The sequence below is a fragment of the Paeniroseomonas aquatica genome (assembly GCF_030409335.1).
In the GTDB taxonomy this organism is placed as follows: Bacteria; Pseudomonadota; Alphaproteobacteria; order Acetobacterales; family Acetobacteraceae; genus Belnapia; species Belnapia aquatica.
On record NZ_JAUFPN010000195.1, the window covers coordinates 1 to 26,690 of the forward strand.

Sequence of the window (26,690 nt, forward strand, 5' to 3'; positions counted from 1 at the left end):
CGCCGGCCCTGGCGGCGCTGCACGCCGCCGCCTTCCCGCCGGCCGAGGCCTGGGGCGCCGGGGCCATGGCGCTGATGCTGGAGATGCCCGGCGCCTTCGGCCTGTGGCGGCCGGGGGCGGGGCTGGTGCTGGCCCGCGCCGCGGGCGGCGAGGCGGAGATCCTGACCCTGGCGGTGGCGCCCGCGGCCCGCCGCCGCGGCCTCGGCGCCGCGCTGCTGGCCGGGGCCCTGCAGGGGGCGGTGCTGCGGGGCGCCGCGGCGATGTTCCTCGAGGTCGCGGCCGGCAACGCGGCGGCGCTGGCGCTCTATCGGGCGGCGGGCTTCGCCGAGGTCGGCCGCCGCCATCGTTACTATGCCGACGGCAGCGATGCGCTGGTCCTGCGCCGGGATCTCAGCCCTTCCTGAGCAGCAGCAGGGTCGTGCCGTCCCCCAGCTCCTGCTGGCCGAGTACCGCATGGCCCTGTTCGGCCGCGGTCTGCGGAATATTGCGGCGCGGTTCGTCGCCGCGCAGCCGCAGCAGCAGAGTCGACCCGATCGGCATACGATCCAGCGCAAGTCGGGTACGAACGAAGGTCATCGGGCAAGTCTCGGCGGTGATGTCGAGTTCCCGATCGCCGGTCAGTTCTTTCGGACTGGTAAAACTCAAGGTTTCTTGCCCTTCAAACACGTAAAACGCATTGCGAAACGGCCGGGAACGGCACTATAGCAACCACACTACATATGGGAAGACGAGCCGGATGTCTGAAGAAACCCCTTCTGGCGAGCTGCTGGGACTGACTGCCGAAATCGTTGCCGCGCACGTGTCCAACAATTCGGTGGCCCTGGCTGATCTGCCGAGCCTGATTCAAGAAGTCTACCGGACCCTGGCCTCGGTGGGACTGCCGGTGGTCAAGGCGCAGCCGGATCGGCCACAACCTGCGGTGCCGGTGAAGAAATCGATCACCCCCGAATACCTGATCTGCCTCGAGGACGGGAAGAAGCTCAAGATGCTGAAACGGCATCTTCAGACCTCCTACAACCTGACCCCCGAGCAATACCGGGAACGTTGGGGCCTCGGCTCGGATTATCCGATGGTGGCGCCGAATTATGCCAAGCATCGGTCGTCCCTGGCCAAGAAGATCGGGCTCGGCACCAAGCCGCGGGGCCGTCCGCCGCGGGCCGGCCGGCGCGACGCCGCCCCGACGGCCGTCAAGGCGCCCTGAGGCCGGGCTGCCGGGGCCGTCGGGCGGTCTCGCGCCGACGGTTCTCCGACGGTTCCCGGGGGGGTGGCGTGTCTGGCATGGTCGCGGCCGTCCAGCCGGGCTATGGTCGCCCTCCTGATGAGGACGCGCGCGGCAGGCTTTCCCTGCCGTCCGCCAGGAAGGGCAGACCACCAGCCGCATGGATACGCCCGCTACCGTTGACCGAGAGGGCATCTCGCGCATCGAAAGGCTGTGCATCGAGCGCGGCCTGAAGATGACCGGCCAGCGCCGGCTCATCGCCCGCGTGCTGTCCGACAGTGCCGATCATCCCGATGTCGAGGAGCTGTACCGCCGCGCCGTGGCGCAGGACAGCCGCATCTCCATCGCCACCGTCTACCGGACGGTCCGGCTGCTGGAGGAGAAGGGCATCCTCGAGCGGCACGACTTCGGCGGGGGCCGCGCCCGTTACGAGCCGACCGAGCATGGCCACCACCACCACCTGATCGACGTCGACACCGGCAAGGTCATCGAATTCGCCGAGGCCCGGCACGAGGCCCTGGCGCAGGAGATCGCGGCGCGGCTGGGCTTCGAGCTCGTCGACCACCGGCTCGAACTCTTCGGCCGCCGCTTCCCCGAGGCCAAGCCCGCCGCCACGCCCCGCCGAGGCAAGCGGCCCAGCGATACATGAGCGCGGCGCCGCATCCGGGGCTGGACGCCGGCTTCGGGGAGATCCGGGCCGGCAACCTCGGGGTTCGCATCGCGGAGTCGGCGGCCGAGGTCGATGCCGCCCAGGCGCTGCGCTACCGCGTCTTCTACGACGAGATGGGCGCCCATGCGGATGCCGAGACCCGCGCCGCCGCCCGCGACCGCGACGAATTCGACGGCGTCGCCGACCACCTGCTGGTCATCGACCACGACCAGGGCGAGGGGCCGGAGGCCGTGGTCGGCACCTACCGGCTGATCCGGCGGGAAGCGGCCAAGTCGGTCGGCCGCTTCTACTCGGCGGCGGAATACGACATCGGCCCGCTGATGGCGCTGCCCTCGCCGATCCTGGAGCTGGGCCGGTCCTGCGTCGATGCCGACCACCGCACCCGCGGCACCCTGCAGTTGCTCTGGCGCGGGATCGCCGCCTATGTCTCCCGCCACCGGGTCGCGGTCATGTTCGGCTGCGCCAGCCTGCCGGGCACCGACCTCGAGGCGCTGGCGCCGGTGCTGACCTACCTCCACGCCAACCACCTGGCGCCGCCGCACCTGCGGCCGCGCGCCCTGCCGGAGCGCTACGTCGCGATGGACCGGCAGGACCCGGCCGGGCTGAACATCCGCAGCGTGCTGCATGCGCTGCCGCCGCTGGTGAAGGGCTACCTGCGGCTCGGCGGCTTCGTCGGCGACGGGGCGGTGCTCGATCCGCAATTCAACACCACGGATGTCTGCATCGTGGTGAAGACCGACCTGATCACCGCGAAATACTCGAAGCACTACGAACGCAAGCTGGCCGGGCCCGGCGGCGAGTAGCCAGGCTCAGTGCAGCTGGTGCGGCTGGTGCGGGCTGTCGAGGCTGAAGGTCGGGATCGCCGCGTCGAAGCCTTCCCCGGTATCGGTCAGCACCATGTGGTAGGTGCCGCGCATGAAGCCGGAGGGCGTGGTGAGCGGCGTGCCGGAGGTGTACTCGAAGCTCTCGCCGGGATCGAGCACCGGCCTCTCCCCGACCACGCCGTCGCCGTGCACCCGCTGGGTGCGCCCCTGGGCATCGGTGATCAGCCAGGTGCGCTTGAGCAGCTGCACGGCCTGCCGCCCCTCGTTGGCGATGCTGACCCGGTAGGCCCAGACGTAGTGGTTGCGCTCGGGCTCCGACTGGTCGGCGAGGTAGAAGGTGCGGACGGAGACGCGCACCTCCCGCGTCACCGCGGTGTAGCCGGGCTGGCGGGCGGCGTTCGGATCGGGGTCGGCGGGTGGGCTCGGCATCGGGGTCAGCCCTTGCATGGGGAGGCGGGGGGGGAGGCCGGCGCCACGGCCGGTCGCGATGCCCATGCCGCCGTCCTCCCGGAAGTCCGGGCCGGAGCCTGCCACGGCCCCGGCCCGGCGCGCTACTGCCGCGCTGGCGGCCTATTCGGCGGCGCGGGCGACCGCGGCGCCACCCGCGGCATCGAGGGCCTCGGCCAGGTCCTCGATCAGGTCGGCCACGTCCTCGAGCCCGACCGAGAGGCGGATGGTGCCGTCGGTGATGCCGAGCCGGGCGCGCTCCTCGGCACCGATGCGCATGTGGGTGGTGGTGGCGGGATGCGTCACCAGGCTTTTGGAATCGCCGAGGTTGTTCGAGACATCGATGACCCGCAACGCGTTGCAGAAGCGGAAGGCCGCCTCCTTGCCGCCGGCGAGGTCGAAGGTGACGACGGTGCCGCCGCCGGTCATCAGCCGCTGCGCCAGCGCGTATTGCGGGTGGCTGGCGCTGAAGGGGTAGAGGGCGCGGGCGACCTCCACCCGCTCGCCGAGGAATTCGGCGATGGCGGCGGCGCTGCGGGCCATGGCGGTGACCCGGAGGTGCAGCGTCTCCAGCCCCTTCAGGATCACCCAGGCATTGAAGGCGGAGATCGAGGGGCCGGTGTTGCGGATGAAGGGCTGCAGCGTCTCCTCGACCCATGTCTTGGTGCCGAGGATGGCGCCGCCCAGCACCCGGCCCTGGCCGTCCATGTGCTTGGTGCAGGAATAGACGACGACGTCGGCGCCCAAGGTCAGCGGCTTCTGCAGCAGCGGGGTGGCGAAGACGTTGTCCACCACGACGATGGCGCCGGCCTTGTGCGCCAGCTCGGCGACGGCGGGCAGGTCCACCAGCTGCAGCATGGGGTTGGAGGGCGTCTCGAGCAGCACCAGGGCGGTCGGCTCGGCCAGCGCCGCTTCCCACTGCGCGAGGTCGCCGCCGTCGACGAAGACGCCGGTGATGCCGTAGCGCGGCAGCAGGGTGGAGACGATCCAGTGGCACGACCCGAACAGCGCGCGGGAGGCGACGACGCGGTCGCCGGCCTTGAGGTGGGAGAGCATCGCGGCATGGACGGCGGCCATGCCGGTCGCGGTGACGCGGCAGGCCTCGGCGCCTTCGAGCGCGGCCAGCCGGCCCTCGAGCATGGCGACGGTCGGGTTGCCGAAGCGGGAGTACTGGTAGTGGGTGGCGGTGCCGGCGAAGGTGGCCTCGGCCTGTTCCGCGCTGTCGTAGACGAAGCCCGAGGTCAGGAACAATGCCTCGGAGGTCTCGTCGTGGTTGGTCCGGGTGGTGCCGCCGCGGACCAGCAGGGTGGCGGGGCGCAGCGGGCGATCGGGCAGGGACTTGGACATGGAGCACCTTGGCAAACGCATGGCGTCCGGCACCCTTGACGGGGCGCGAGGGGGCTAGCCCTCGACGGCCGATTTAGCGCGCATGTTTCACCTCGCCGCAAGCTGGCCGGACAAATCGCGAGGGGGCCTCGCGGCCCAGCCGCGGTCAGGAACCACGGCCCGGCCGCAGTTAGCGACGCTGCCCCGGCCGGGTCAAGCCGGGATTAGCCCTCCAGGGTGATGGGGGTCAGGTCCTGGTACCAGCTCTGCGCCTGGACGAAGCCCTTCACCCGGCGGGCGAGGCCGCGCGGGTTCACGTCATGCACCACCCAGAGCCACATGGCCTGGTCGACGATGCGGGCATGCAGCGCGGCGAGGACCTGGCGCTGCGCCTCCGGGTCGAAGGTGGCGCGGGCCTTGATGGCCAGGGCATCGGCCTCCGGGTCGATGAAGTGGCCCCAGTTGAAGCCGCCGGGGCGGCGGTCGGTGCTCTGGGCCGGGCCGAGCAGGCCGATGTCGGGGTCCCAGAAGGCCCAGGAATTGTTGATGCCGTGGCAGCCGCGGTTCTCCGGCGCCTCGGCCCCGGCGCGGCGGCGGGCGCGCAGCGCCTCCCAGTCCATCACGTCGAACTCGACCTCGATGCCGACGGCGCGGAGGTTCTGCTGGATCGCCTCGTTCATCGGCAGCGGCTGCATCTGGCCGGAGCCGCTGGGGGAGATGATGAGCCTGACCTTCACCGGGTTGCGCGGGCCGAAGCCGGCCTCGGCCAGCAGGCGGCGGGCCTGGTCGGGGTCGTGCCTGATCTCGAAGCTGGGTGTGCCGAACCAGGGGTGGCCCTTGGTCACCATGCCGGCGGCGGGGGCGGCCATGCCGGCCAGCATGCCGACGATGCCGTCGCGGTCGATGGCGAGGTTGGCCGCCTTGCGGATGCGGAGGTCGCGGAAGGGCGAGCCCTCGACGAAGCTGAGGTGGAAGCACCAGTTGTGCGGATAGACATTGGTGACGACGCTGCCGCCGCCGGCGCGGATGCGGGCGGCGGCATCGGGCGGCGGGGCCTCGATGAGGTCGACCTGGCCCGAGAGCAGCGCGGCGGTGCGGGTCAGGGCATCCGGCATCGGGATCAGCGCCAGGCGCTCGTGCTTCGGGATGCGGGCGGGGTCCCAGTAGGCGGTGTTGCGGACGGCTTCCAGGCGCTGCCGGGGGATGAAGCGGTCGGCGATGTAGGGGCCGGTGCCGGAGGGCTTCTCGGCGAAGCGTTCCCAGCTGCGGCCCAGCGCCTCCCACCGGGCGGGCGAGGAGAAGAAGACATTGGCCAGCGAGAAGGGCAGCACGGCGTCCGGCGTGCGGGTCTCGATCTCGATCGTCAGCGGGCCGCGCACCGCCCATCGGGCGATGCTGCCGATCCAGAGGCTGCCCTGCGCGGCCTGCTGCCTGTCGAACTGCGGGGCGTCGCGGTCGAGCAGCTTGGCGAGGTTCCAGGCGACGCTCTCGGCGGTGAAGGCGCTGCCGTCGTGGAAGGCGACGCCGGGGCGGAGCTGGAAGGTCCAGCGCCTGGTATCGGCGGGATCGACCGCCCAGGAGAGGGCGAGGGCAGGCTTCAGCGCCGGCGGCGCATCGGCCTTCGAAAGGTCCCAGGCGATGAGGGGGTCGTAGAGGGTGATGCCGAGGAAGCGGTTGCCCTCGGCGCCCTGGCTGGGCTGGCCGGTGGTGAGCGGGATGTCGCCGGTGGTCATGGCGACGCGGAGCATGCCGCGGTCCGCCTGGGCCTTGGCCGGGCTGGGCAGCAGGGCAGGGGTGGTGGCGAGGGCCCCGGCCCCCAGCAGCAGGTCGCGACGGTTCATGAAGCAGGGCCCTCCCGGCGATGGACCGCGGGCCTGGCAATTCCTCGGGCGCAACCATGCGGGTTCGCGGCGCCGGACGCAAGGCGCGGGCTTGAGCCGGAGCGGCAGGCCGGCTACTGTGCCGCGGCGTGCGGGCGTAGTTCAGAGGTAGAACGTCAGCTTCCCAAGCTGAATGTCGGGGGTTCGATTCCCCCCGCCCGCTCCAGCGCCTCCGGCTCACGCTCCCTTCTGTACCAAGCTGGCATTACCTGTGGTATTGCCTGTGGTCGAAGCGGGAGACCCTCCTTGAATAGTTTTGAGTTAGCCTGGCTCGCGGCGGGCGGCGTCCTGGCCCTGGTCATTGCCGCGCGCCTGGTGCCGGGCTGGATGGAGCACCGGGCCCGCGTCCGCAAGCTGCGCGACCGCTTCGCCAATGCCCCGCTGCACCGGGTGCCGGCGACCACGCCGCATGAGGCCGACTAGCCGCTTGGCCCGCTCCGCAGCGTCGCCGCCCATTGCCGACCTCCCGCAACCCGGGTCCGGCCGCAGCGGCCATGCACCGCGGCGCGCCGCGTGGGTTTGACCAGGGGGCGGCCGGTTCACAAGGCAGTCAGCTCCTGCCTCCGTAACGGGGTTGCGGTCGTTCCCAGCGGGATGCTTTCATTCTCCAGCTTCATGACGCTGACCAGCGGGACCAGGTCCCTGCCGGTCTGGGCTCGCTACCTGCTGACCCTGCTGATCGTCGCCGCCGCCTTCGGCCTGCGGGCCGGGCTGCAGGGCGGCCTGCCGGACCACAACATCTTCCTCATGCCGATCCTCGCGGTGCTGGTCACCGCGACGCTGTTCGACCGCAATTCCGGCCTGCTGGCAGCGTTCTTCGCCGCCGCCGCCATCCTGTGGTTCCACCTCGCGCCGGGCCAGGGCGCCCTGCTGCCGGAACGGCAGGACGCGGCGGCCTGGGCCCTGTTCCTGCTGATCGCCGGCTGCATCAGCATGCTCATCGACGGGTTCCACACCACGCTGCGGCGCCTCCGGGCCGCGCATGAGGATCTGGCGCGCACCGATTCCCAGCGCCAGCTGCTGCTGCAGGAATTCCGCCACCGGACCAGGAACGACCTGCAGTCCCTGGTCGCCCTGCTGCTGCTGCGGGCCCGCGCGGCGCCCTCTCCCGCGGCGCAGGACGGGCTGCGCGAGGCGGCCGAGCATGCCCGCGCCCTGGCCCGGGTGCATACGCTGCTGGCCCAGGGGGCCATCCACGAGAACGACCCGACGCTGGTCGATACCCGCGGCTTCGTCGAGGGCCTGTCGATCCAGCTCGGCGAGACCCATGCCACCGAGGGCCTGCGCCCGGTCGCCCTGAATGCGACGGCGGAGGCGCATCCGCTCAATTCCGAACGGGCCATCCTGGTCGGGCTGGTGCTGAACGAATGCGTCACCAACGCGCTGAAATACGCCTTCCCGGACGACCGGGCCGGCAAGGTGCAGGTCCGCTTCAGCCGCTCCGGCGAGGACTTCCACCTGACCGTCGAGGATGACGGCACCGGCACCCCGGCCGAGGACCAGCCGGAGGCGTCCTCGGGACGGTCGCGGCCGCTGGGCACCGGCCTTGGCACACGGCTGCTCCGGGGCATGGCGGCGCAGCTGCGCGGCAGCTTCTCCCGCGGGCCGGGGGCCGGGGGCAGCGGCACCCGGGCGGAGCTGACCTTCCCGGTGCAGGCGCCGGGCTCGCACCACTGAGCCGGGACGGGCGGCGCTAGGCCAGGATGTCCGCCGGGGCCTCCCGCCGCAGCCGGTCGCCCAGCTCGCGGCCGAGCCGCGCGGCATCGGCCGCGGCGCCCTCGGCGGTGTGGCGCAGCAGGTAGCTGCCGTCGGGCCGGGCCAGCAGCCCGGTCAGGCTGATGGTCCCATCCGGGCGCAGCCGGGCGAAGGCGCCGATCGGGGTCCGGCAGGAGCCGTCGAGCGCGCCGAGCAGCGCCCGCTCCGCGGTGGCGACGATGCGGGCCTCGCGGTCCTCGATGGCGCCGAGCAGCTCGTGCAGCTCGACGTCGGTGGCGCGGACGGTGACCCCGACGATGCCCTGGCCGGCCGCCGGGACCATGGCGTCGGCGTCCAGCAGCAGGCCGGCCTCCCGCTCCAGGCCCATGCGCTTCAGCCCGGCGAGCGCCAGGAAGCTGGCGGCGAAGTCGCCGTTGCGGACCTTGCCGAGCCGGGTCTGCACGTTGCCGCGGATGATCTCGCAGCGCAGGTCCGGCCGCATGGCCAGGATCTGCGACTGGCGGCGGACCGAGGCGGTGCCGATCAGCGCCCCCTGCGGGATGCAGGCGAGCGGGTCGCGCCGGTCGGGCGCGCCGCAGACCGGGCCGAGGATGATGGCATCGCGGGGGTCCTCCCGCTTCAGCAGGCAGGCCAGCACGATGCCGGGCGGCAGCTCGGTCTCGAGGTCCTTCAGGCTGTGGACCGCGAAATCCACCTGGCCGTCCAGCAGCGCCTCGTGGATCTCCTTGGCGAACAGGCCCTTGCCGCCGATGTCGGCGAGGCGCTTGTCCTGCACCCGGTCGCCCTCGGTGCTGATGACATGTTCCTCGAAGGCTTCCGCATCGCGCAGCACCGGGCAGAAGCCGCTGATGATGCCGAGGAAGTGCTGGGTCTGCCACAACGCCAGAGGCGAACCGCGGGTGCCGACCTTCAACGGCAGGGTATGGCCCCGGCCGTGCCGTGGCGCGGTGGGGGTATCAAGCGACCGCAGGCGGCTCATGGCAGGGGTCCTTCACGCACGGGCGAAGCCGAAAAGATGGGCGAGATCCTTGAAGAAAATCCTGACATGGGCGAGCGGGTCACGCCGGACCAGCTCCTTGTTCATGTAGGATTCCCAGGTAAGGCGCTGGACATCCTTGTCAGCGCAGATGGCGACGAATTTCTCGCGCCGCTTGTCCGAGGAGTACCAGAAGTACTGCATGATCCCGAGGATCCAGAAGACCCGGCCATGCGCCTTCATGAAGCGCTTCCGCGCCAGCTTCAGCGCCGCCGGATCGCCGGAGGCGAGGAAGGCCTCCGCCGCCTCCGCCGCCAGCCGGCCGCCGAGCATGGCGTAGTAGATGCCCTCGCCCGAGGCCGGGGCGACCACGCCGGAGGCATCGCCGGCGAGCACCACGTCGCGCCCGTTATCCCAGCGCTTCGCCGGCTTCATCGGGATCGGCGCGCCCTCGCGGCGGATGGTCCGCGCGCCCTCGAGGCCCGTCGCCTGCCGCAGCGCGCCGACCGAGCCGCGCAGCGAGAAGCCCTTGTGCGCCGAGCCCGTGCCGATGCTGGTCGTGTCGCCATGCGGGAAGATCCAGGAATAGAAATCCGGGGAATGCTTGCCCTGGTAGAAGACGTCGCAGCGCTTCGCATCGAACTTGCCGGCGCCATCGGCGGGGGATTCGATGATCTCGTGGTAGGCGAAGACGCAGGGCACGCGGGCCGCGGCCGGCACTTCCTGCTTGGCCACCTTGGATTTCGCGCCATCCGCGCCGATCACGCTGCGCGCCCGGATGCGCACCAGGGTGCCGCCCTTCTCGGTGAAGGCGACGATGGCGGTGCCGTCCAGGTCGCGCTCGACCTGCTCGAAGCTGCCGGTCCGCCGCACCGCGCCGCACTCGGCGGCACGCGCGCGCAGGAACTCGTCGAAATGCTCGCGGTCCACCATGCCGACGAAGCCGCCGTCGATCGGCATGTCCACTTCCTTGTCGGTGGGCGAGATCATCCGCGCCGCATTCACCCGGGCGACGATGATGCTGTCGGGGATGTCGAAGTCGCGCACCAGCCGCGGCGGGATGGCGCCGCCGCAGGGCTTGATGCGGCCCGCCTTGTCCAGCAGCAGCACCCGCCGGCCTTGCCGCGCCAGGTCATGCGCCGCGGTCGCGCCCGAGGGGCCACCGCCCACCACCACGACATCGAAGGTCTCCATGGCCACCCTCCCTCAGTTGCGCGTTGCGGCAAATGTGCCGAGCGGCAGCCGCCGCGCCGGCGCCCGGCCGATGCGCGCCGCCAGCAGGCCGGAGACGACGAAGAGCGCGCCTTCGGCGAAGAACACCGCGCCATAGGCCGCGGCCGGCGCGGCGATGAGGCTGCGTGCCACATCGCTGGCCATCGACCCGGCCAACCCGCCGAGGCCGAAGGCGATGGCCTGCGCCGCGCCCCAGAGCCCCATGCGCATGCCCTCGCGCCCGCTGCGGCCCTGGCCGGCGAGCTGCATCATGGTGGCGATGGCGGCCGCGGCGAAGGCGCCGTTGGCCAGGCCCAGCGCGACATAGGAGGCCGCCAGCGGCCAGCCCTGGCCGACGAAGCCGGAGCCCGCCAGGGCGAACAGCGCCAGCGCCGAGGCGGCGCAGCCGCCGACCGCCCAGGCCTTCAGCGAGCCGAGCCGCCCCGCCGCCAGCGCCACCAGGATCATGCCGGCGAAGACGCCGCCATGCTGGGCCGAGGCCAGCTTCGTGGTCTCGCCCAGGCTGAGTGCGAAGACCACGCCGCCGAAGGGCTCGAGGATCAAATCCTGCGCGCTGTAGGCCAGCATGGAGACGAAGACGAAGACGGTGAACTGCCGCGCCTGCGGCTCGTCCCAGATCTCGCCGAGCGCGGCGCGGAAGCCGCCGCGCGGCGCCGCGGCGGGGGCGGCGGCCGGCGCCCCCTCCATCCGCCACACCGCCAGCAGCGTCACCACCATGGCCAGCGCCGAGACCGTGCCGGTCACCGCCACCAGCCGCAGCGGCGAGAAGGGGTCGAGGAAGCGCCCGGCGACGCCCGTGGTGACGATGAAGCCGAAGATCATCATCAGCCAGACCACCGTCGCCGCCGCCGGGCGCCGGGATGGCGCCACCCGCGTCGCCAGCAGCGCCAGCAGCGAGGTGCCGGCGGCGCCGACGCCGAGGCCGATCAGCACGAAGGAGAGCATCGCCAGCGCCAGCCCGGCGAGGCGCGCCTCGGCCATCAGCCCGGTCGCCACCGCGGCGCCGAGGCCACCCGTCGCCAGCACCGCCATGCCGCCGATGATCCAGGGCGTCCGCCGCCCGCCGAGGTCCGAGCCGTAGCCCATCGCCGGCCGCATCAGCTGCACCGCGTAGTGCAGCGCCACCAGCAGCCCGGGAATGGTGGCGGGCAGGCCGAGCTCGACCACCATCACCCGGTTGATCGCCGAGGTGGTCAGCACGACGATGGCGCCGAGCGCGGTCTGCACCAGCCCGAGCCGCAGGATGCCGAGCCAGCCGAGCGGGGCGCCGGCATTCATGGCAGCACCACTGGCCGCAGCGCGAAGGCGGTGATCAGCATGCCCATCACGTACAGCGTGGTGCCGGTGCCGTTGTACCAGGGCGCCTTGCCACGCGGGTCGGCCAGCAGCCTCTGCATCAGCACGAGCTGCACCGCGAGCAGCACGGCGATGGCGCCGGCGTACCAGGGCCGGCCCCAGGCCAGCAGCAGCCCGACCACCACCACCTGCGGCGCCGCCATCACCCCGCAGGCGACCTGCGCCGCGCGGTTCACGCCGAGCTTCACCGGCAGCGAGCCGATGCCCATGCGGCTGTCGCCCTCGACCGACTTGAAGTCGTTCAGCGTCATGATGCCATGCGCGCCGATGCTGTAGAGCGCCGCCATCAGCACCACCGCCGCATCGGGGGCCATCGCGCTCATGACCGCGGCGCCGGTGATCCAGGGCAGGCCCTCGTAGCAGGCGGCGCAGGCGGTGTTGCCCCACCAGCCGTTCTGCTTCAGCCGCAGCGGCGGCGCGCTATAGGCCCAGGCCAGCGCCAGGCCGAGCACCGTGGCGAGGAAGCCCCAGGTCCCCAGCAAGGTCGCCACCAGCAGCGACAGCAGGGTCCAGCCGATGGCGATGTAGAAGCCCCACTTGCCGGGGATGCGCCCCGAGGGAATCGGCCGGTTCGGCTCGTTGATGGCGTCCACGTGCCGGTCGTACCAGTCGTTGATCGCCTGGCTGGTGCCGCAGACCAGCGGCCCGGTCAGCAGCAGCCCGGCGACGATCAGCGTCCAGCGGCCGTTGCCGCCCAACCCCGAGGAGACCACCCCGCAGGAGAAGGCCCACATCGGCGCGAACCAGGTGATCGGCTTCAGCAGCTCGAGGCAGGCCGCGAATTCCAGTCGCCGGGGCGCCGCGTGGTCCATGGCCTATCCCGCCTCCCCGTTCTCGGCGGGCAGGTCGCCCAACCCGTAGCGCCGCAGCTTCACGTAGAGGCTCTGCCGGCTGAGCCCGAGCATCTCGGCGGCCGAGGCGCGGTTGTCCCCGGTCAGCTCCAGGGCCGCCTCGATGCAGAGCCGCTCGATCACGTCGGTCGCCTCGCGCACGAGGTCCTTCAGCGGGACCTGGCCGATCAGCTCGGTCAGCTGCTCGACCGAGCGCGGCGCCTTGGCCCCGATGCGGGGCGGCGGGGCGACGCGGGTGCCGATGTCGCGGATGGCGAAGCCGAAGCAGGGGCCGGTGCCGTTCATCACCGAGACCGCGGAGATCTCGACATCGACCGTCGCGCCGAACTCGCCCCGCATGGTCGTGGCAAACAGCCGCACCGGCCCGCGCTGGCGCAGGTTGGCGGTCAGCACCTCCATCTCGACGCCGGGCTGGCCCAGCCAGCGCTCGAGCTGCTCGCCCACCGCCTGCTCCTCGGAGGCGAGCTGCGTCATCTCGAGGAAGGCGGCATTGGCGGTCAGCACCCGGCCGTCCTGGCCGGTGACGACGAAGGCATCCGGCACGCTCTCGATCAGCTTCAGCAGCTTCGACTTGGCCTTGGGCAGCACGATCGCCCCGGCCTCGCCCTGCGGATAGGTCAGCCGCACCAGCACCAGGCTGGCGTTCTCCTGGCGGAAGGGGGTGGCGGAGATCAGCACCTCGCGGCCATCCTCCAGCAGCCGCGCCCGCACGTCGTCGGCCCGGCCGGTGGCCCGGACGCTGGCCATCAGCTGGTCGATCGGCCCCTGGCCCTCGGGCGCGAACATCTCGAGGAAGACCCGCGCGGTGCCGCGCTTGCCGCCGCGGCCGAGCAGCGCGTCCGCCGCGCGGTTCGCCTCCAGCACCTTCTGCGAGGCGCCCTCCAGGATCAGCACCGGCTCGGTCCAGAGCTGGAACAGCATGCGGTAGCGGGTCTCGGCGTTGCGCAGCCGGGCGTAGTCCCGGTCGATCGACTGCTGCGCCTCGACCAGTCTCTGCTGCAGGGCCGAGAGCGGCCGCAGGTCGCGGCCGAAGGCGACCACCCGGCCGCCGTCGCCGACCCGCACGGTGGAGAAGAGGATCGGCACCGAGGTGCCGCGCAGCGCACCCTGGTTGATGTGGCGCCAGCGCGGCAGGGACCGGGCGGCGACGTCGCGCAGCATGGCCTCCACCTTCGGCCGGCTGTCCTCGGCCACCGTGTCCACCCAGGGGCGGCCGAGCCAGCTCTCCTGGCCCTCCATCTCCAGGGCCAGCTCCTGGCTGTTGAAGGCGGCATCCCGGATCACGCCCGCCTCATCGATGATGAGGGCGATATCCGCCGCGGCGGAGATCAGGATCGCTGCGGCTTCCGCATCCAGATTGCCCAGCGATGTCTTCGGGGCTTTGAACGCCTGCACGGGTGGCATATTCCTTCATCGAAGAGGGCCTGATACCTCCCTTTTCTAGGCCTGACACTCCCTCAGTCATGCTGGGCCAGCACGCGCAGCAGCCGCTCGGCCTGCAGCGGCGCCTGCCTTGCATCCGCCGCGGTGGCATCGGCGCCGACCAGCGCCACGTAGCCGGGATGGCCAATGAAGGCCGGGCCGCCGACCATCACCCCGACCGACCGGTTGCGTGACGCCCGGCGCAGCTTGCGGATGGTCGCCGCCAGCGCGTCCATCCGGTCGGTGTCGCCGAGCGACAGCCCCACCACCGCATAGCTTTCCCGCCGCACCATGCTGGCCAGCTCGTCGGCCGAGCGCAGCGGCGAGACATCCGCCTGCCAGCCGGCGCGGCGGAAGAAATCCGCCACCAGGTCGAGGCCGAAGACATGCTGCTCGCCGGGGACGGAGACGATCAGCGCGCGCGGCGCCTCGGCCGCGAGGCGGGGCCGGCTGCCGGCCAGGAAGCGCGGCGCGAAGTCGCGCTGCATCCGCCGCAGCTGCATCATGCCGAGGGTCACCGTGGCGAAGTCGCAGACGTCATCGGCCCAGAACTGGCCCAGCAGCCGCGCGGCGGGCGCCAGCAGGTCGAGGAAGAGATGCTCGGCGCTGGTGCCGGCGTGGTGCAGCGCCTCGAGATAGGCGCTGGCGCCGGCCGCGTCATGGCGCAGCAGCAGGGCGCTGAGCGCGGTGACGTCGGCGGCGTTCGGCACGGACTCGGCGGCGGCGGCATGGGCCAGCTGCAGGCGCGGGATCACCGCGGCGGCGACGGCCTCGCTGAGGCGCGCGGAGAAGCCGGCGGGCGGCGGCGGCACGGCCAGGGGACGGGCCAGCCCGGGACGGTCGAGCCAGGCGGCGGGGCTGTGGATGCGGGCCTCGAAGGCGGTCGGCGACGGTCGCTGGAGCAGGGCCGTGTCGCCCTCCGGGAGCGCCGCAGCGCGGTCCCTGCGATCCATTGAACGGGCGGTTCGTCCCATTGTGGCCATCGGCTGTCTCCCGCCGATGGTTATCGTACCCGGTCCAGATCGCTGTCAATCTGTCTTTACGTCAATCGCGCTTGACACCCTGAAGGGCGCCGCCTTAGCCTTCCGTTCACTGAGAGCGTCACGCTTCGGGAGGCAGGCTGGCCGGGAAAGAGGCCCATGACACGCGGTCGTTTCTTCGGAAATGCAGCGGGACAGGGGTCGACCGCCACAGGCCAGTTCGTCAGCGGACCTTCTGGACAGAGGGTTGTCAAGCAATGCTTACAAATGGCTTCATGGCCCGTCTTATCGACTCCATCGATGGCAGCCCCTGGGGAACGGTCTCCGGCCGCCACCGCCACGCCGAGGAGGCGCATCGCTCCCGCCAGCCGCTGTACACGCCGGAGGAACGCCTCCGCCGGGACGGCACCGGCTGGACCCTGGTGCAGGGCATCCTCGCGCCGCTGCAATTCCTGGTCTTCCTCATCAGCGTCAGCCTGGTGCTGCGCTACCTCGCCACCGGCGAGGGCTATGCGGAAGCCACCCTCTCCATCGTCGTCAAGACGCTGCTGCTCTACGGCATCATGATCACCGGCTGCATCTGGGAGAAGGTGGTCTTCGGCAAGTACCTCTTCGCCCGCGCCTTCTTCTGGGAGGACGTCTTCAGCATGCTGGTGCTGGCGCTGCACACCGGCTACCTGCTGGCGCTGGCGACCGGCTTCGGCGACGCCCGCTTCCTGATGTTCCTGGCACTCGCCGCCTATGCCTCCTACGTCGTCAACGCGACGCAGTTCATCATGAAGCTGCGCGCCGCCCGCCGCGACGAGGCCGGCTGGCGCGGCACCGACCACGGCGCCCTGGGCTTCTCCAAGTGAGCGCGGCGCTGCTCGCCCCGCCGGCCAAGGACATCGGCTGCGCCGAGGCCCCGGTCCTGCGGGAGCGCGGGCAGCGCGAGGTCTTCTGCGGCCTCACCGGCATCATCTGGCTGCACCGCAAGATCCAGGACGCCTTCTTCCTCATCGTCGGCAGCCGCACCTGCGCCCACCTGATGCAATCCGCCGCCGGCGTGATGATCTTCGCCGAGCCGCGCTTCGCCACCGCCATCATCGATGAGCGCGACCTCGCCGGCCTCGCCGATGCGAATGAGGAGCTCGACCGCGTCGTGGCGCAACTGCTCTCCCGTCGCCCCGACATCAAGCTGCTCTTCCTCGTCGGCTCCTGCCCGTCGGAGGTTATCAAGCTCGACCTCTCCCGCGCGGCGCAGCGGCTGAACGTCACCCATGCGCCCGGCGTCCGCGTGCTGAACTACTCCGGCAGCGGCATCGAGACGACCTTCACCCAGGGCGAGGACGCCTGCCTCGCCGCGCTGGTGCCGGAGATGCGGCCCGCCGCCACCCGGTCCCTGCTGGTCGTGGGCGCGCTCGCCGAGGTGGTCGAGGACCAGCTGCGCCGGCTCTTCGAGGCACTCGGCATCGGCCCCGTCACCTTCCTGCCGCCGCGCCGCGCCGCGGACCTGCCCGGCGTCGGCCCCAACACCCGCATGCTGCTGGCCCAGCCCTTCCTGGCCGAGACCGCCCGCCTGCTCGAGGCCCGCGGCGCGCAACGCCTCGCCGCACCCTTCCCGCTGGGGGCCGAGGGCACCACCGCCTGGCTGCAGGCCGCGGCCACCGCCTGGGGCGTCGACCCCACGCTGTTCCGCAGCGTCACCGCCGCCGGCGAGGCCCGTGCCGCGGTGGCCCTCGCCCGCCACCGCGACCAGCTCGCCGGCAAGCGGATCTTCTTCTTCCCCGACAGCCAGCTCGAGATCCCGCTCGCCCGCTTCCTGGCGCGCGAGCTCGGCATGGTCCCGGTCGAGGTCGGCACGCCCTACCTGCACCGCCAGCATCTGGCGGAGGAGCTCGCCCTGCTGCCCGCCGGCACAAGGCTGAGCGAGGGCCAGCACGTCGACCGCCAGCTCGACCGCTGCCGCGAGGCGCGGCCCGACCTCGTGGTCTGCGGCCTCGGCCTCGCCAACCCGCTGGAGGCGGAGGGCTTCGCCACGAAGTGGTCGATCGAGCTGGTCTTCACCCCGATCCAGGGCTACGACCAGGCCGGCGACCTCGCGGAGCTCTTCGCCCGCCCGCTGGTCCGCCGCACCCGGCTGATGGTCTAGCACCATGCAGCTCGCGGTCTGGACCTATGAAGGTCCGCCCCATGTCGGCGCCATGCGCATCGCCACCGCGATGGAAGGCCTGCACTACGTCCTGCATGCGCCGCAGGGCGATACTTATGCCGACCTGCTCTTCACCATGATCGAGCGGCGGGCCAAGCGCCCGCCGGTCACCTACACCACCTTCCAGGCCCGCGACCTCGGCGGCGACACCGCGGAGCTGTTCAAGAATGCCGCGCGCGAGGCCTTCGAGCGCTTCCGCCCGCAGGCGATGATCGTCGGCGCCTCCTGCACCGCCGAGCTGATCCAGGACGACCCCGGCGGCCTCGCTAAGGCCTTGGCCCTGCCCATCCCGGTCATCCCGCTGGAGCTGCCGAGCTACCAGAAGAAGGAGAACTGGGGCGCCGCCGAGACCTTCTACCAGCTGGTCCGGGCGCTGGCCGGCCCGCATGCGCCACCGCCCGGCACCAGGCGCAGCCCTGGCCCGGTCTGCAACATCCTCGGGCCGACCGCGCTCGGCTTCCGCCACCGCGACGACCTGGCCGAGATCACCGGGCTGCTCGGCCGCATGGGGGTGCGCATCAACGTCGCCGCGCCGCTCGGCGCCACGCCGCATGACCTGACCCGCCTCGGCGAGGCCGATTTCAACGTCGTACTCTACCCCGAGATCGCCGGCCAGGCCGCCGCCTGGCTCGGCCGGACCTTCGGCCAGAAGGCGACGAAGACCATCCCGATCGGCAGCAACGCGACGCGCGAGTTCATCGCCGAGGTCGCGGCGCTGGCCGGGCTCGACGCCGCGCCGATCCTCGCCGCCGAGACCTCGCGCGCCGCCTGGTATGCCCGCTCGGTCGACAGCAACTACCTCACGGGCAAGCGGGTCTTCGTCTTCGGCGATGCCTCCCACGCCATCGCCGCCGCGCGCATGGCCGCCGAGGAGATCGGCTTCACGATCGTCGGCCTCGGCACCTACAGCCGCGAATACGCCCGCGACGTCCGCGACGCCGCGAAGTCCCATGGCATCGAGGCGCTGGTCACCGAGGACTACCTTGAGGTCGAGGCCGCCATCCAGGGGCTGCAGGTCGAGCTGATCCTCGGCACCCAGATGGAGCGCCACATCGCCAAGCGGCTCGGCATCCCCTGCGCCGTCATCTCGTCGCCGGTGCACGTGCAGGACTATCCCGCGCGCTATTCGCCGCAGATGGGCTTCGAGGGCGCGAACGTGCTCTTCGACACCTGGGTCCATCCGCTGATGATGGGGCTCGAGGAACATCTGCTCGGCATGTTCCGCGAGGACTTCGAATTCCATGGTGAGGCGGCGCCCTCCCATCTCGGTGGTGCCGTCACCGAACGCCAGGCAACAGCAGTCGTGGTGGCAGGCCCCGCAACCTGGGCCACCGAAGCAGAGAAGGAGTTGGGCAAAATCCCGTTCTTCGTCCGCGGCAAGGCCCGGCGGAATACGGAACGCTACGCATCCGAACGCGGCATCGGCACCATAACAATCGAGACGTTGTATGATGCAAAAGCCCACTTCGCCCGCTAGTGCCCTGCCCACGCCCATCCGGGTGGTGGTGGTGACGATGGACAGCCACCTGAGTGGTGCCGTCGCCAATGCCGTCACCCTGCTGCAGCGCGAACTTCCCGGGCTGCAGCTCATGGTCCATGCGGCGGATCAGTGGAGCTCGGATGAGGTGGCGCTCGCCGCCTGCCATGCCGATATCGCCCGCGGCGACATCATCATCGCGGCGATGCTCTTCCTCGACGACCATATCCGCGCCGTCCTGCCGGCGCTGGCCGCTCGCCGCGATCATTGCGATGCCCTGCTTGGCATGATCTCGGGCGGGGAGGTGATGAAGCTCACCCGCATCGGCAAATTCCGCATGGATGGCGAGGCCACCGGCGTGATGGGCCTGCTGAAGCGCCTGCGCGGCAGCAGGAAGCCCGGCGTGCCGAACAGCGGCAAGGACCAGATGAAGATGCTGCGGCAGCTGCCGCGGCTGCTGCGCTTCATCCCCGGCACGGCGCAGGATGTGCGGGCCTATTTCCTCTCGCTGCAGTACTGGCTGGCCGGCTCCGAGGAGAACCTCGCCAACATGGTCCGGCTGCTGGTCGGCCGCTATGCCGCCGGGCCGCGCCAGGCATTGGTCGGCCGCATCCAGGCGGCGGCGCCGGTCGAATATCCGGATGTCGGCCTCTATCACCCGCGACTTGCCGGCCGCATCACCGAGCGGCTGGAGGACCTGCCCGGCCATGGCCGCAACGGCACGGTCGGGCTGCTGATCCTGCGGTCCTACGTGCTGGCCAACAACGCCGGCCACTACGACGGCGTCATCGCCGCCATCGAGGCGCGCGGCCTGAAGGTGATCCCGGCCTTCGCCAGCGGGCTCGACGCCCGCCCGGCCATCGAGCATTTCTTCCTGCGCGACGGCGTCACCACGGTCGATGCCGTGGTCTCGCTGACCGGCTTCTCCCTGGTCGGCGGTCCCGCCTACAACGATGCCCGCGCCGCCGAGGCCATCCTGGCGCAGCTCGACGTGCCCTACATCACCGCGCATCCGCTCGAATTCCAGACGATGGCGCAGTGGCAGGCCGATACGCGCGGCCTGCTGCCGGTCGAGACCACCATCATGGTGGCGATCCCGGAACTCGACGGCGGGGTCTGGCCGATGACCTTCGGCGGCCGCTGCGGCAGGTCCGGCACCGCGGATCGCTGCGCCCGCTGCATCCTGCCCGACGGCACGCCCAACCCGCGCGACTGCAGCCACGACATGGTGGTGCATGAGGAACGTGCCGCCGCGCTCGCGGGCCGGGTCGCCCGGCTGGTGACGCTGCGGCGGTCCGAGCGGGCGGCCCGCAAGCTGGCGCTGGTCATCTTCAACTTCCCGCCGAATGCCGGCGCCGTCGGCACCGCCGCCTATCTCGGTGTCTTCGAGTCGCTGCACCGCACCCTGGGCGTGCTGCGCGATGCCGGCTACCAGGTTGAGGTGCCCGCCAGCGTCGACGCGCTGCGCGACCGGCTGCTGGTCGGCAATGCCGCCCGCCACGGCACCGTCGCCAACGTGCTGGCCAAGGTCGGCAGCGACGACCATGTCCGCAACCAGTCCTGGCTGCCCGAGATCGAGCGGCAATGGGGCGCGGCGCCCGGCCGCATCCAGACCGACGGCAGCAGCATCTTCGTCCTCGGCGCCGATTTCGGCAACGTGGTGGTCGGCGTGCAGCCCGCCTTCGGCTTCGAGGGCGACCCGATGCGGCTGCTGTTCGAGCACGGCTTCTCCCCGACCCATGCCTTCACCGCCTTCTACCGCTGGATCCGCGACAGCTTCGGCGCGCATGCGGTGCTGCACTTCGGCACCCATGGCGCGCTGGAATTCATGCCGGGCAAGCAGGCCGGCATGTCCGGCGAGTGCTGGCCCGACCGCCTGATCGCCGACCTGCCGAATTTCTACCTCTACGCCAGCAACAACCCCTCCGAGGGCACCATCGCCAAGCGCCGGGCCGGCGCCGCGCTCATCAGCTACCTCACCCCGCCGGTGGCCCATGCCGGGCTCTACCGCGGGCTGCTGGACCTGAAGGCCTCGCTCGACCGCTGGCGGGCGCTGGAGCCCGATACCGATGCCGACCAGCGCGCCTCGCTCGCCGAGATGGTGCAGGCCCAGGCCGCGGCGGTCGATCTCGCGTCGGCCTCGCCGCCCTGGGCGGATGCCGAGGCCGAGGCGCAGCGCCTCGGCACGGCGCTGATGGAGCTCGAGGCGACGCTCATTCCCTACGGGCTGCATGTCATCGGCCAGCCGCCGAATGCGCATGACCGCGCCGAGATGCTGGATGCCGCCGGCGTCACCGAGCCGGAGCGCCGCGCCCACCTCGATGCCCTGCTGGCCAAGGACCATGAGCTGCCGGCGCTGATCCATGCGCTGGACGGCGGCTACATCCGCCCCGCCCCCGGCGGCGACCTGCTGCGCACCACGGAGGTGCTGCCCACCGGCCGCAACCTGCATGGCTTCGATCCCTTCCGCCTGCCGAGCGCTTTCGCCATCAAGGACGGCGCCCACCAGGCCGACCGCCTGCTGGCCCGCCATGCCGCCGATGGGCACGGCCTGCCGGAGACCGTGGCGATGGTGCTCTGGGGCACCGACAACCTGAAGACCGAGGGCGGCCCGATCGCCCAGGCGCTGTGGCTGATGGGCGCGGCGCCGCGCTTCGATGCCTATGGCCGGCTCTGCGGCGCGCAGCTCGTGCCGCTGGAGACCCTGGGCCGCGCCCGGGTCGACGTGGTGGTCACCCTCTCGGGCATCTTCCGCGACCTGCTGCCGCTGCAGACCCGCCTGCTGGCCGAGGCGGCGCTGCTGGCCGCCGAGGCCGACGAGCCGCTGGCGCAGAACTTCATCCGCAAGCACGCCCTGGCCTTCCAGGCCGCGCATGGCGGCGACATGGCCCAGGCCGCGCTCCGCGTCTTCGGCAATGCCGACGGGGCCTATGGCGCCAATGTCAACGAGCTGGTCGGCAGCGGCGCCTGGAACGACGAGGACGAGCTGGCCGACGCCTACGAGAAGCGCAAGGGCTTCGCCTATGGCGCCGACGGCAAGCCGGTGCGCCGGGACGCGGTGCTGGCGCATGTCCTCGCCAGCGTCGAGATCACCTACCAGAACCTCGATTCGGTCGAGCTGGGCGTCACCACCGTCGACCACTACTTCGACACCCTCGGCGGCATCACCCGGGCGGTGAAGCGGGCCCGCGGCAGCAGCGCCGCCGTCTATATCGGCGACCAGACCCGCGGCGACGGCACCGTCCGCACGCTGTCCGAGCAGGTCTCGCTGGAAACCCGCACCCGGACCCTGAACCCCAAGTGGTACGAGGGCATGCTGGCCCATGGCTACGAGGGCGTGCGGCAGATCGAGGCGCAGGTCAGCAATACCCTCGGCTGGTCGGCGACCACCGGGGAAGTCTCCCCCTGGGTCTACCAGCAGATGACCGAGACCTTCGTGCTGGATGCCGCCATGCGGGAACGCCTGGCGACGCTCAACCCGACCGCCTCGGCCAAAATCGCCAACCGCCTGCTCGAGGCGCACGACCGGAAATACTGGTCCCCGGACCAGTCCGTGCTCGATGCGCTGCGCCAGGCGGGGGAGGAGCTGGAGGACCGGCTCGAAGGAATCAGCGTGGAGATGGCCGCATGAGAATCGAAACGCCGCACGCCGCGCTGCACCGCCGCCCGCAGCCATCCCGCATGGATGGCGACGGCAGCGTGCAGGTCCACCTGGACCCCAACCTGACCATCGGGACCGCCAAGGTCTTCTCCGTCTACGGCAAGGGCGGCATCGGCAAGAGCACCACCAGCTCCAACCTCTCGGTCGCCTTCAGCAAGCTCGGCAAGCGGGTGCTGCAGATCGGCTGCGACCCGAAGCACGACAGCACCTTCACCCTGACCAAGTCGCTGATCCCGACCGTCATCGACGTGCTGGAAGGGGTCGACTTCCACTCGGAGGAGCTGCGCACCGAGGATTTCGTCTTCGAAGGCTACAACGGCGTCATGTGCGTCGAGGCCGGCGGCCCGCCCGCCGGCACCGGCTGCGGCGGCTACGTCGTCGGCCAGACGGTGAAGCTGCTGAAGGAGCACCACCTTCTGGAAGACACCGACGTGGTGATCTTCGACGTCCTCGGCGACGTGGTCTGCGGCGGCTTCGCGGCGCCGCTGCAGCACGCCGACCGCGGCATCATCGTCGCCGCCAACGACTTCGACAGCATCTTCGCGATGAACCGCATCGTCGCCGCCATCAAGGCCAAGTCGAAGAACTACGACGTCCGGCTCGGCGGGGTCATCGTCAACCGTAGCGGTGCGACCGACCAGATCGACAAGTTCAACGCGGCGACCGGCATGCAGACCCTGGCGCATTTCCCCGACCTCGACGTCATCCGCCGCTCCCGCCTGAAGAAATCCACCCTGTTCGAGATGGACCCGACGCCGGAGCTGCTCGCGGTGCAGGAGGAATACCTTCGCCTCGCCGCCAACCTCTGGGCCGGGACGCCGGCCCTGGCCGCCTCGCCGATGAAGGACCGGGACATCTTCGACCTGCTGGGGTTCGACTGATGCCGACCCAGACCTACGCGCATCGCCGCGGCCAGCTCGAGACCTACTTCGACCGCACCGCGGTCGAGGCCTGGATGCGCCTCACCTCCACCGCGCCGGTCGGCCGCATCCGCGCGACGGTCCGGGCCGGGCGGGATGCGATGCGCGCCACCCTGCTCTCCTACCTGCCGGATGACCTGACCGGCCGCCGCATCCTCGATGCCGGCTGCGGTACCGGCGCCTTGGCGCTGGAGGCCGCCCGCCGCGGCGCCCATGTCACCGCCATCGACCTCTCGCCCAAGCTGGTCGGCCTCGCCGCCGAGCGCGCGGCGGGCCAGTTCGGCGCCGGCCATGTCGAGTTCCGCACCGGCGACATGCAGGACCCAGACTTGGGCGAATTCGACCACATCGTCGCCATGGACAGCCTCATCCACTACCGCCCCGGCGACGTGGTGCGCGTGCTGTCGGGCCTCGCGGCCCGGACCCGGCATTCGATGCTCTTCACCTTCGCGCCGCGCACGCCGCTGCTGACCGCCATGCATGCCGTCGGCAAGCTGTTCCCGCGCAGCGACCGGGCCCCGGCGATCGAGCCGGTGGGCGAGCGCCGCCTGGCCGGGCTGATCGCCGCCGAGCTGACGGGGTGGCAGGTCGCCCGGACCCGGCGCATCGCCAGCGGCTTCTATACCTCCCAGGCGCTGGAGGTCCGCCGCGCATGAGGCTCTCCCGCGCCTGGATGAGGCTGAGCCCGGACCTGCTGCCCTTCGCGGACGCGGCCTCCGAGAGCCTGCCGCTGGGCCGGCTGCTGCGGCTGTCGCTGTTCCAGGTCTCGATCGGCATGGTCAGCGTGCTGCTCATCGGCACGCTGAACCGGGTGATGATCGTGGAACTCCAGGTGCCGACCTGGCTGGTGGCGGTGATGCTGTCGCTGCCGCTGGTCGCCGCGCCACTGCGGGCGCTGATCGGCTTCCGCTCGGACCAGCACAAGTCGGTCCTCGGCTGGCGCCGCGTGCCCTACATCTGGATGGGCTCCATCGTCATGTTCGGCGGGCTGTCGATGATGCCCTTCGCGCTCATCCTGCTCTCGGGCGACAGCACCGCGCCGCCCATCGTCAACCAGCTCATCGCCGGCATCTGCTTCCTCATCGTCGGCGCCGGGCTGCATACCACGCAGACCGTCGGCCTGGCGCTGGCGACCGACCTCTCCCCGCCGGAGAACCAGCCGCGGGTCGTGGCCCTGCTTTCGGTCATGCTGCTGCTCAGCATGCTCGTCACCGCGCTGATCTACGGCGCCCTGCTGTCGAATTTCAGCCAGCTCCGGCTCATCCAGGTCATCCAGGGCACCGCGCTGCTGAGCATCACGCTCAACCTCGTGGCCTTGTGGAAGCAGGAGGCCCGCAATCCCGAGGCGACCCGGCCCGACCGCGAGCGGCCCGGCTTCCAGCAGGCCTGGCGCGACCTCCGCAGCCAGGGGCCCTGGATCCGCCGCCTGGCCGCGGTCGGCATCGGCAGCTTCGCCTTCTCCATGCAGGACGTGCTGCTCGAGCCCTACGGCGGGCAGATCCTCGGGCTGTCGGTGGCGCAGACCACCCTGCTGACCGCGCTCTTTGCCGCCGGCGGCATCAGCGGCTTCGTCTGGGCCGCGCGCATCATCGGCGGCGGCGGCGACGCCCACCGGGTCGCCGGCTTCGGCTCGCTCTGCGGCGCCTTCGGCCTCGCCGCCGTCATGCTGGCCGCGCCCTTCGACAGCGGCGCGGCCTTCGCGGTCGGGACCGGCTTCATCGGCCTCGGCGCCGGGCTCTTCGCGCACAGCACCCTCACCGCCTGCATGCGGGCGGCGCCGGCCGAGCAGGTCGGGCTGGCACTCGGGGCCTGGGGCTCGGTGCAGGCCACCGCCGCCGGCAGCGCCATCGCGGTCGGCGGCGTCCTGCGCGACGTGGTCTCGCATGCGGCGGAGCAGGGGCTGCTCGGGCCGGCGCTGACCGGCGCGGTCACCGGCTACGGCGCCGTCTATCTCATCGAGATCGCGCTGCTCTTCGCCGCCATCGCGGTCATCGGCCCGCTGGTGCGCAACACCATCCCGGGCTTCCCGCATTCCGACCGGCTCGGGCTCGCCCGGCCGGCGCATTCACCGTGATCCAGGGGGAGAAAGCACCATGCAATCGGAACTGATCAACACCCATGTCGATCTTGCCCTGATCTCGCTCTATGTGTTCTGGGTCGCCTTCGCCGCGCTGATCTACTACCTCGTGCGCGAGAGCCGGCGGGAGGGCTTCCCGCTGCTGAACGAGGTGCGCGGCGAGCTGGTGGTCCGCAACCCGATGACCCCGCCGCCGCCGAAGTCGTTCCTGACCCTGCATCACGGCCGCATCGTGCCGGAGACGCCGGAGCGCGACCTGACCGGGCTGCTCAGCCCGCTCGGCCTGCTGCCCGGCGCGCCGCTGCAGCCGCTCGGCAACCCGATGGCCGATGGCGTCGGCCCGGCCTCCTATGCGCTGCGCGCCGATGTCTCGGACATGACCTTCGACGACAACACCCCGAAGATCGTACCGCTGCGCACCGCCCCGGCCTATTCCATCGCCGCGGAGGATCCGAACCCGGTGGGCTTCGCCGTGATCACCGCCGACGGACGCGTCGCCGGCACCGTGGTCGATGCCTGGGTCGACCGCTCGGACATGCTGATCCGCTACCTCGAGGCGGACGCCGAGGGCACCACCGGCCAGCGCCGCATCGTCTTCCCGATGTTCCTGGCGACCATCGACCGCAACCGCCGCGAGGTGAACGTCGTCAGCGTCATGTCGCACCAGTTCCTCGAGGCGCCGGGCCTGCAGAATCCCGACACCATCACCCTGCGCGAGGAGGACCGCATCAGCGGCTACTTCGCCGGCGGCCACATGTATGCGACCCCGTCCCGCTTCGGCCCTGTCGTCTGAGGATCCGTGCCGTGAGGGAACATGAGAACGAGCCGATCTGGGGCCTGCCGGAGCAGCTTCCCGCGGGCGAGCGGATCCTCTGGCAGGGCAGGCCGGACTGGCGGGCGCTGACCCGGCGAGCGCTGCACCTGCCGCTGCTGGCCGGGTATTTCGCCCTGCTGCTCGCCACCCATGCCGTGGCCGCCCTGCTTGAGGGGACCGCCCCCGCCGTCGCGGCGTGGAACGCGCTGTGGTTCACCCCCTTCGCGCTGGCCACCCTGGCCGTGGTGCTGGCCTTCGGCTGGCTCGCGGCGCGCAGCACCGCCTATACCGTCACCAACCGCCGGCTGGTGATGCGGCTGGGCATCGCCCTGCCGATCACCGCGAACCTGCCGTTCACGGTGATCCAGGCGGCGGCCGTCACCGTCCATCCGGATGGCAGCGGCGACATCAGCCTGGCGCTGGTGCCGTCGCAGCGGATCTCCTACCTGTTCTTCTGGCCGCATGTGCGCCCCTGGCACTACCGCCGGGGGCAGCCGACCCTGCGCTGCGTGCCGGAGGCGGCGCAGCTGGCGCAGCTGCTGTCGCGGGCGCTGGCCGCCGACGCCGCGATGCCGGTGCAGCCGCTGGCGGATGCCGTCCGGTCCGATGCCGCGGGCGACGCCCGGCAGCATCCCGCCGCCGCCTGAGCC

25 protein-coding genes, 1 tRNA gene and 1 riboswitch are annotated in these 26,690 nt (G+C 71.4%); of the genes, 16 read left to right on the plus strand and 10 right to left on the minus strand.

Features of this window, described 5'->3' with window-relative positions; translation table 11 throughout:
• Positions 1-8: 8 nt before the first annotated feature.
• Positions 9-404: a GNAT family N-acetyltransferase gene (locus QWZ14_RS24465; RefSeq protein WP_290319716.1), complete on the plus strand. Its 396-nt coding sequence runs from the start codon at positions 9-11 to the stop codon at positions 402-404.
• Here QWZ14_RS24465 and QWZ14_RS24470 read toward each other — a convergent pair.
• Positions 391-576: a sulfurtransferase TusA family protein gene (locus tag QWZ14_RS24470; protein WP_290319717.1), complete on the minus strand. Its 186-nt coding sequence runs from the start codon at positions 574-576 to the stop codon at positions 391-393. The two genes, QWZ14_RS24465 and QWZ14_RS24470, sit on opposite strands and share 14 nt — an antisense overlap.
• Positions 577-736: 160 nt before the next feature.
• Here QWZ14_RS24470 and QWZ14_RS24475 point away from each other — a divergent pair, with 160 nt between their 5' ends.
• The 3 genes from QWZ14_RS24475 (at position 737) to QWZ14_RS24485 (ending at position 2,692) form a co-directional block, all read left to right on the plus strand.
• Complete coding sequence (locus QWZ14_RS24475; protein ID WP_290319591.1) at positions 737-1,201, plus strand: MucR family transcriptional regulator; 465 nt, start codon at positions 737-739, stop codon at positions 1,199-1,201.
• Positions 1,202-1,379: 178 nt separating this feature from the next.
• A complete protein-coding gene (locus QWZ14_RS24480) occupies positions 1,380-1,868 on the plus strand; it encodes a Fur family transcriptional regulator (protein ID WP_290319592.1) in 489 nt (162 codons plus the stop codon).
• Entirely contained in the window at positions 1,865-2,692 is an 828-nt protein-coding gene (locus QWZ14_RS24485; RefSeq protein WP_290319593.1) for a GNAT family N-acetyltransferase, read from the plus strand. The genes QWZ14_RS24480 and QWZ14_RS24485 overlap by 4 nt, the downstream gene beginning before the upstream one ends.
• Before the next feature lie 6 nt (positions 2,693-2,698).
• On the opposite strand, the gene apaG is transcribed toward QWZ14_RS24485, so the two are convergent.
• The 3 genes from apaG to QWZ14_RS24500 all read right to left on the minus strand — a co-directional run bounded on the left by apaG (position 2,699) and on the right by QWZ14_RS24500 (position 6,327).
• Entirely contained in the window at positions 2,699-3,142 is a 444-nt protein-coding gene (gene apaG, locus QWZ14_RS24490; RefSeq protein WP_290319594.1) for a Co2+/Mg2+ efflux protein ApaG, read from the minus strand.
• Positions 3,143-3,283: 141 nt separating this feature from the next.
• Complete coding sequence (gene metZ / locus QWZ14_RS24495; protein ID WP_290319595.1) at positions 3,284-4,507, minus strand: O-succinylhomoserine sulfhydrylase; 1,224 nt, start codon at positions 4,505-4,507, stop codon at positions 3,284-3,286.
• A gap of 52 nt (positions 4,508-4,559) precedes the next feature.
• A riboswitch (SAM riboswitch) is annotated at positions 4,560-4,639 on the minus strand.
• A 71-nt stretch (positions 4,640-4,710) separates the two neighbouring features.
• The gene (locus QWZ14_RS24500) at positions 4,711-6,327 is read right to left on the minus strand and encodes an ABC transporter substrate-binding protein (protein WP_290319596.1); all 1,617 of its coding nucleotides are present in this window, start codon (positions 6,325-6,327) and stop codon (positions 4,711-4,713) included.
• A 130-nt stretch (positions 6,328-6,457) separates the two neighbouring features.
• Here QWZ14_RS24500 and QWZ14_RS24505 point away from each other — a divergent pair.
• The 3 genes from QWZ14_RS24505 (at position 6,458) to QWZ14_RS24515 (ending at position 8,043) form a co-directional block, all read left to right on the plus strand.
• Positions 6,458-6,532, plus strand: a tRNA-Gly gene (locus QWZ14_RS24505).
• An 80-nt stretch (positions 6,533-6,612) separates the two neighbouring features.
• Positions 6,613-6,789 (plus strand): hypothetical protein, encoded by a 177-nt coding sequence (locus tag QWZ14_RS24510; protein WP_290319597.1) that lies wholly within the window; start codon positions 6,613-6,615, stop codon positions 6,787-6,789.
• A gap of 171 nt (positions 6,790-6,960) precedes the next feature.
• Positions 6,961-8,043: a sensor histidine kinase gene (locus QWZ14_RS24515; RefSeq protein ID WP_290319598.1), complete on the plus strand. Its 1,083-nt coding sequence runs from the start codon at positions 6,961-6,963 to the stop codon at positions 8,041-8,043.
• Positions 8,044-8,059: 16 nt separating this feature from the next.
• Here QWZ14_RS24515 and hemC read toward each other — a convergent pair whose 3' ends face one another.
• The 6 genes from hemC to QWZ14_RS24545 all read right to left on the minus strand — a co-directional run bounded on the left by hemC (position 8,060) and on the right by QWZ14_RS24545 (position 14,873).
• On the minus strand, positions 8,060-9,061 hold the full coding sequence (hemC, locus tag QWZ14_RS24520; protein WP_290319599.1) for a hydroxymethylbilane synthase: 1,002 nt from the start codon (positions 9,059-9,061) through the stop codon (positions 8,060-8,062).
• Between the two features lie 12 nt (positions 9,062-9,073).
• Complete coding sequence (locus QWZ14_RS24525) at positions 9,074-10,252, minus strand: geranylgeranyl diphosphate reductase (protein WP_290319600.1); 1,179 nt, start codon at positions 10,250-10,252, stop codon at positions 9,074-9,076.
• 12 nt (positions 10,253-10,264) lie between these two features.
• Positions 10,265-11,569: a BCD family MFS transporter gene (locus QWZ14_RS24530; protein WP_290319602.1), complete on the minus strand. Its 1,305-nt coding sequence runs from the start codon at positions 11,567-11,569 to the stop codon at positions 10,265-10,267.
• On the minus strand, positions 11,566-12,459 hold the full coding sequence (gene chlG / locus QWZ14_RS24535) for a chlorophyll synthase ChlG (RefSeq protein ID WP_290319603.1): 894 nt from the start codon (positions 12,457-12,459) through the stop codon (positions 11,566-11,568). The genes QWZ14_RS24530 and chlG overlap by 4 nt, the downstream gene beginning before the upstream one ends.
• A 3-nt stretch (positions 12,460-12,462) precedes the next feature.
• Positions 12,463-13,893, minus strand: coding sequence for a transcriptional regulator PpsR (ppsR, locus tag QWZ14_RS24540; protein ID WP_290319604.1), 1,431 nt, complete (start codon positions 13,891-13,893; stop codon positions 12,463-12,465).
• A gap of 62 nt (positions 13,894-13,955) precedes the next feature.
• The gene (locus QWZ14_RS24545) at positions 13,956-14,873 is read right to left on the minus strand and encodes a cobalamin B12-binding domain-containing protein (protein ID WP_290319605.1); all 918 of its coding nucleotides are present in this window, start codon (positions 14,871-14,873) and stop codon (positions 13,956-13,958) included.
• Between the two features lie 302 nt (positions 14,874-15,175).
• On the opposite strand from QWZ14_RS24545, the gene bchF reads away from it, so the two are divergent.
• The 9 genes from bchF to puhB are packed head-to-tail and all read left to right on the plus strand — an operon-like array spanning position 15,176 to position 26,687.
• Positions 15,176-15,754, plus strand: coding sequence for a 2-vinyl bacteriochlorophyllide hydratase (bchF, locus tag QWZ14_RS24550; RefSeq protein WP_290319606.1), 579 nt, complete (start codon positions 15,176-15,178; stop codon positions 15,752-15,754).
• Entirely contained in the window at positions 15,751-17,031 is a 1,281-nt protein-coding gene (locus QWZ14_RS24555; RefSeq protein ID WP_290319607.1) for a ferredoxin:protochlorophyllide reductase (ATP-dependent) subunit N, read from the plus strand. Before bchF ends, QWZ14_RS24555 begins: the two co-directional genes overlap by 4 nt.
• 4 nt (positions 17,032-17,035) lie before the next feature.
• Entirely contained in the window at positions 17,036-18,568 is a 1,533-nt protein-coding gene (gene bchB, locus QWZ14_RS24560; protein ID WP_290319608.1) for a ferredoxin:protochlorophyllide reductase (ATP-dependent) subunit B, read from the plus strand.
• Complete coding sequence (locus QWZ14_RS24565; RefSeq protein WP_290319610.1) at positions 18,543-22,199, plus strand: magnesium chelatase subunit H; 3,657 nt, start codon at positions 18,543-18,545, stop codon at positions 22,197-22,199. Before bchB ends, QWZ14_RS24565 begins: the two co-directional genes overlap by 26 nt.
• Positions 22,196-23,110 carry a ferredoxin:protochlorophyllide reductase (ATP-dependent) iron-sulfur ATP-binding protein gene (bchL, locus tag QWZ14_RS24570; RefSeq protein ID WP_456307268.1) on the plus strand — a complete coding sequence of 305 codons (915 nt, stop codon included), beginning with the start codon at positions 22,196-22,198 and terminating at the stop codon, positions 23,108-23,110. The genes QWZ14_RS24565 and bchL overlap by 4 nt, the downstream gene beginning before the upstream one ends.
• Positions 23,110-23,805: a magnesium protoporphyrin IX methyltransferase gene (gene bchM / locus QWZ14_RS24575; RefSeq protein WP_290319611.1), complete on the plus strand. Its 696-nt coding sequence runs from the start codon at positions 23,110-23,112 to the stop codon at positions 23,803-23,805. The genes bchL and bchM overlap by 1 nt, the downstream gene beginning before the upstream one ends.
• The gene (locus QWZ14_RS24580) at positions 23,802-25,223 is read left to right on the plus strand and encodes a BCD family MFS transporter (RefSeq protein ID WP_290319612.1); all 1,422 of its coding nucleotides are present in this window, start codon (positions 23,802-23,804) and stop codon (positions 25,221-25,223) included. Before bchM ends, QWZ14_RS24580 begins: the two co-directional genes overlap by 4 nt.
• 19 nt (positions 25,224-25,242) lie before the next feature.
• Positions 25,243-26,019, plus strand: a complete 777-nt coding sequence (gene puhA / locus QWZ14_RS24585) for a photosynthetic reaction center subunit H (RefSeq protein ID WP_290319613.1) — start codon at positions 25,243-25,245, stop codon at positions 26,017-26,019.
• 11 nt (positions 26,020-26,030) lie between these two features.
• The gene (gene puhB / locus QWZ14_RS24590) at positions 26,031-26,687 is read left to right on the plus strand and encodes a photosynthetic complex putative assembly protein PuhB (protein WP_290319615.1); all 657 of its coding nucleotides are present in this window, start codon (positions 26,031-26,033) and stop codon (positions 26,685-26,687) included.
• Positions 26,688-26,690 lie beyond the last annotated feature (3 nt).

Excerpts from the sequence above, each read along its gene's own strand:
- QWZ14_RS24470 (WP_290319717.1), bottom strand. The coding sequence starts at position 576 with ATGACCTTCGTTCGTACCCGACTTGCGCTGGATCGTATGCCGATCGGG.
- QWZ14_RS24475 (WP_290319591.1), top strand. The coding sequence starts at position 737 with ATGTCTGAAGAAACCCCTTCTGGCGAGCTGCTGGGACTGACTGCCGAA.
- QWZ14_RS24480 (WP_290319592.1), top strand. The coding sequence starts at position 1,380 with ATGGATACGCCCGCTACCGTTGACCGAGAGGGCATCTCGCGCATCGAA.
- QWZ14_RS24485 (WP_290319593.1), top strand. The coding sequence starts at position 1,865 with ATGAGCGCGGCGCCGCATCCGGGGCTGGACGCCGGCTTCGGGGAGATC.
- apaG (WP_290319594.1), bottom strand. The coding sequence starts at position 3,142 with ATGCCGAGCCCACCCGCCGACCCCGATCCGAACGCCGCCCGCCAGCCC.
- metZ (WP_290319595.1), bottom strand. The coding sequence starts at position 4,507 with ATGTCCAAGTCCCTGCCCGATCGCCCGCTGCGCCCCGCCACCCTGCTG.
- QWZ14_RS24500 (WP_290319596.1), bottom strand. The coding sequence starts at position 6,327 with ATGAACCGTCGCGACCTGCTGCTGGGGGCCGGGGCCCTCGCCACCACC.
- QWZ14_RS24515 (WP_290319598.1), top strand. The coding sequence starts at position 6,961 with ATGCTTTCATTCTCCAGCTTCATGACGCTGACCAGCGGGACCAGGTCC.
- hemC (WP_290319599.1), bottom strand. The coding sequence starts at position 9,061 with ATGAGCCGCCTGCGGTCGCTTGATACCCCCACCGCGCCACGGCACGGC.
- QWZ14_RS24525 (WP_290319600.1), bottom strand. The coding sequence starts at position 10,252 with ATGGAGACCTTCGATGTCGTGGTGGTGGGCGGTGGCCCCTCGGGCGCG.
- QWZ14_RS24530 (WP_290319602.1), bottom strand. The coding sequence starts at position 11,569 with ATGAATGCCGGCGCCCCGCTCGGCTGGCTCGGCATCCTGCGGCTCGGG.
- chlG (WP_290319603.1), bottom strand. The coding sequence starts at position 12,459 with ATGGACCACGCGGCGCCCCGGCGACTGGAATTCGCGGCCTGCCTCGAG.
- QWZ14_RS24545 (WP_290319605.1), bottom strand. The coding sequence starts at position 14,873 with ATGGATCGCAGGGACCGCGCTGCGGCGCTCCCGGAGGGCGACACGGCC.
- bchF (WP_290319606.1), top strand. The coding sequence starts at position 15,176 with ATGGCCCGTCTTATCGACTCCATCGATGGCAGCCCCTGGGGAACGGTC.
- bchB (WP_290319608.1), top strand. The coding sequence starts at position 17,036 with ATGCAGCTCGCGGTCTGGACCTATGAAGGTCCGCCCCATGTCGGCGCC.
- QWZ14_RS24565 (WP_290319610.1), top strand. The coding sequence starts at position 18,543 with ATGCAAAAGCCCACTTCGCCCGCTAGTGCCCTGCCCACGCCCATCCGG.
- bchL (WP_456307268.1), top strand. The coding sequence starts at position 22,196 with ATGAGAATCGAAACGCCGCACGCCGCGCTGCACCGCCGCCCGCAGCCA.
- bchM (WP_290319611.1), top strand. The coding sequence starts at position 23,110 with ATGCCGACCCAGACCTACGCGCATCGCCGCGGCCAGCTCGAGACCTAC.
- QWZ14_RS24580 (WP_290319612.1), top strand. The coding sequence starts at position 23,802 with ATGAGGCTCTCCCGCGCCTGGATGAGGCTGAGCCCGGACCTGCTGCCC.
- puhA (WP_290319613.1), top strand. The coding sequence starts at position 25,243 with ATGCAATCGGAACTGATCAACACCCATGTCGATCTTGCCCTGATCTCG.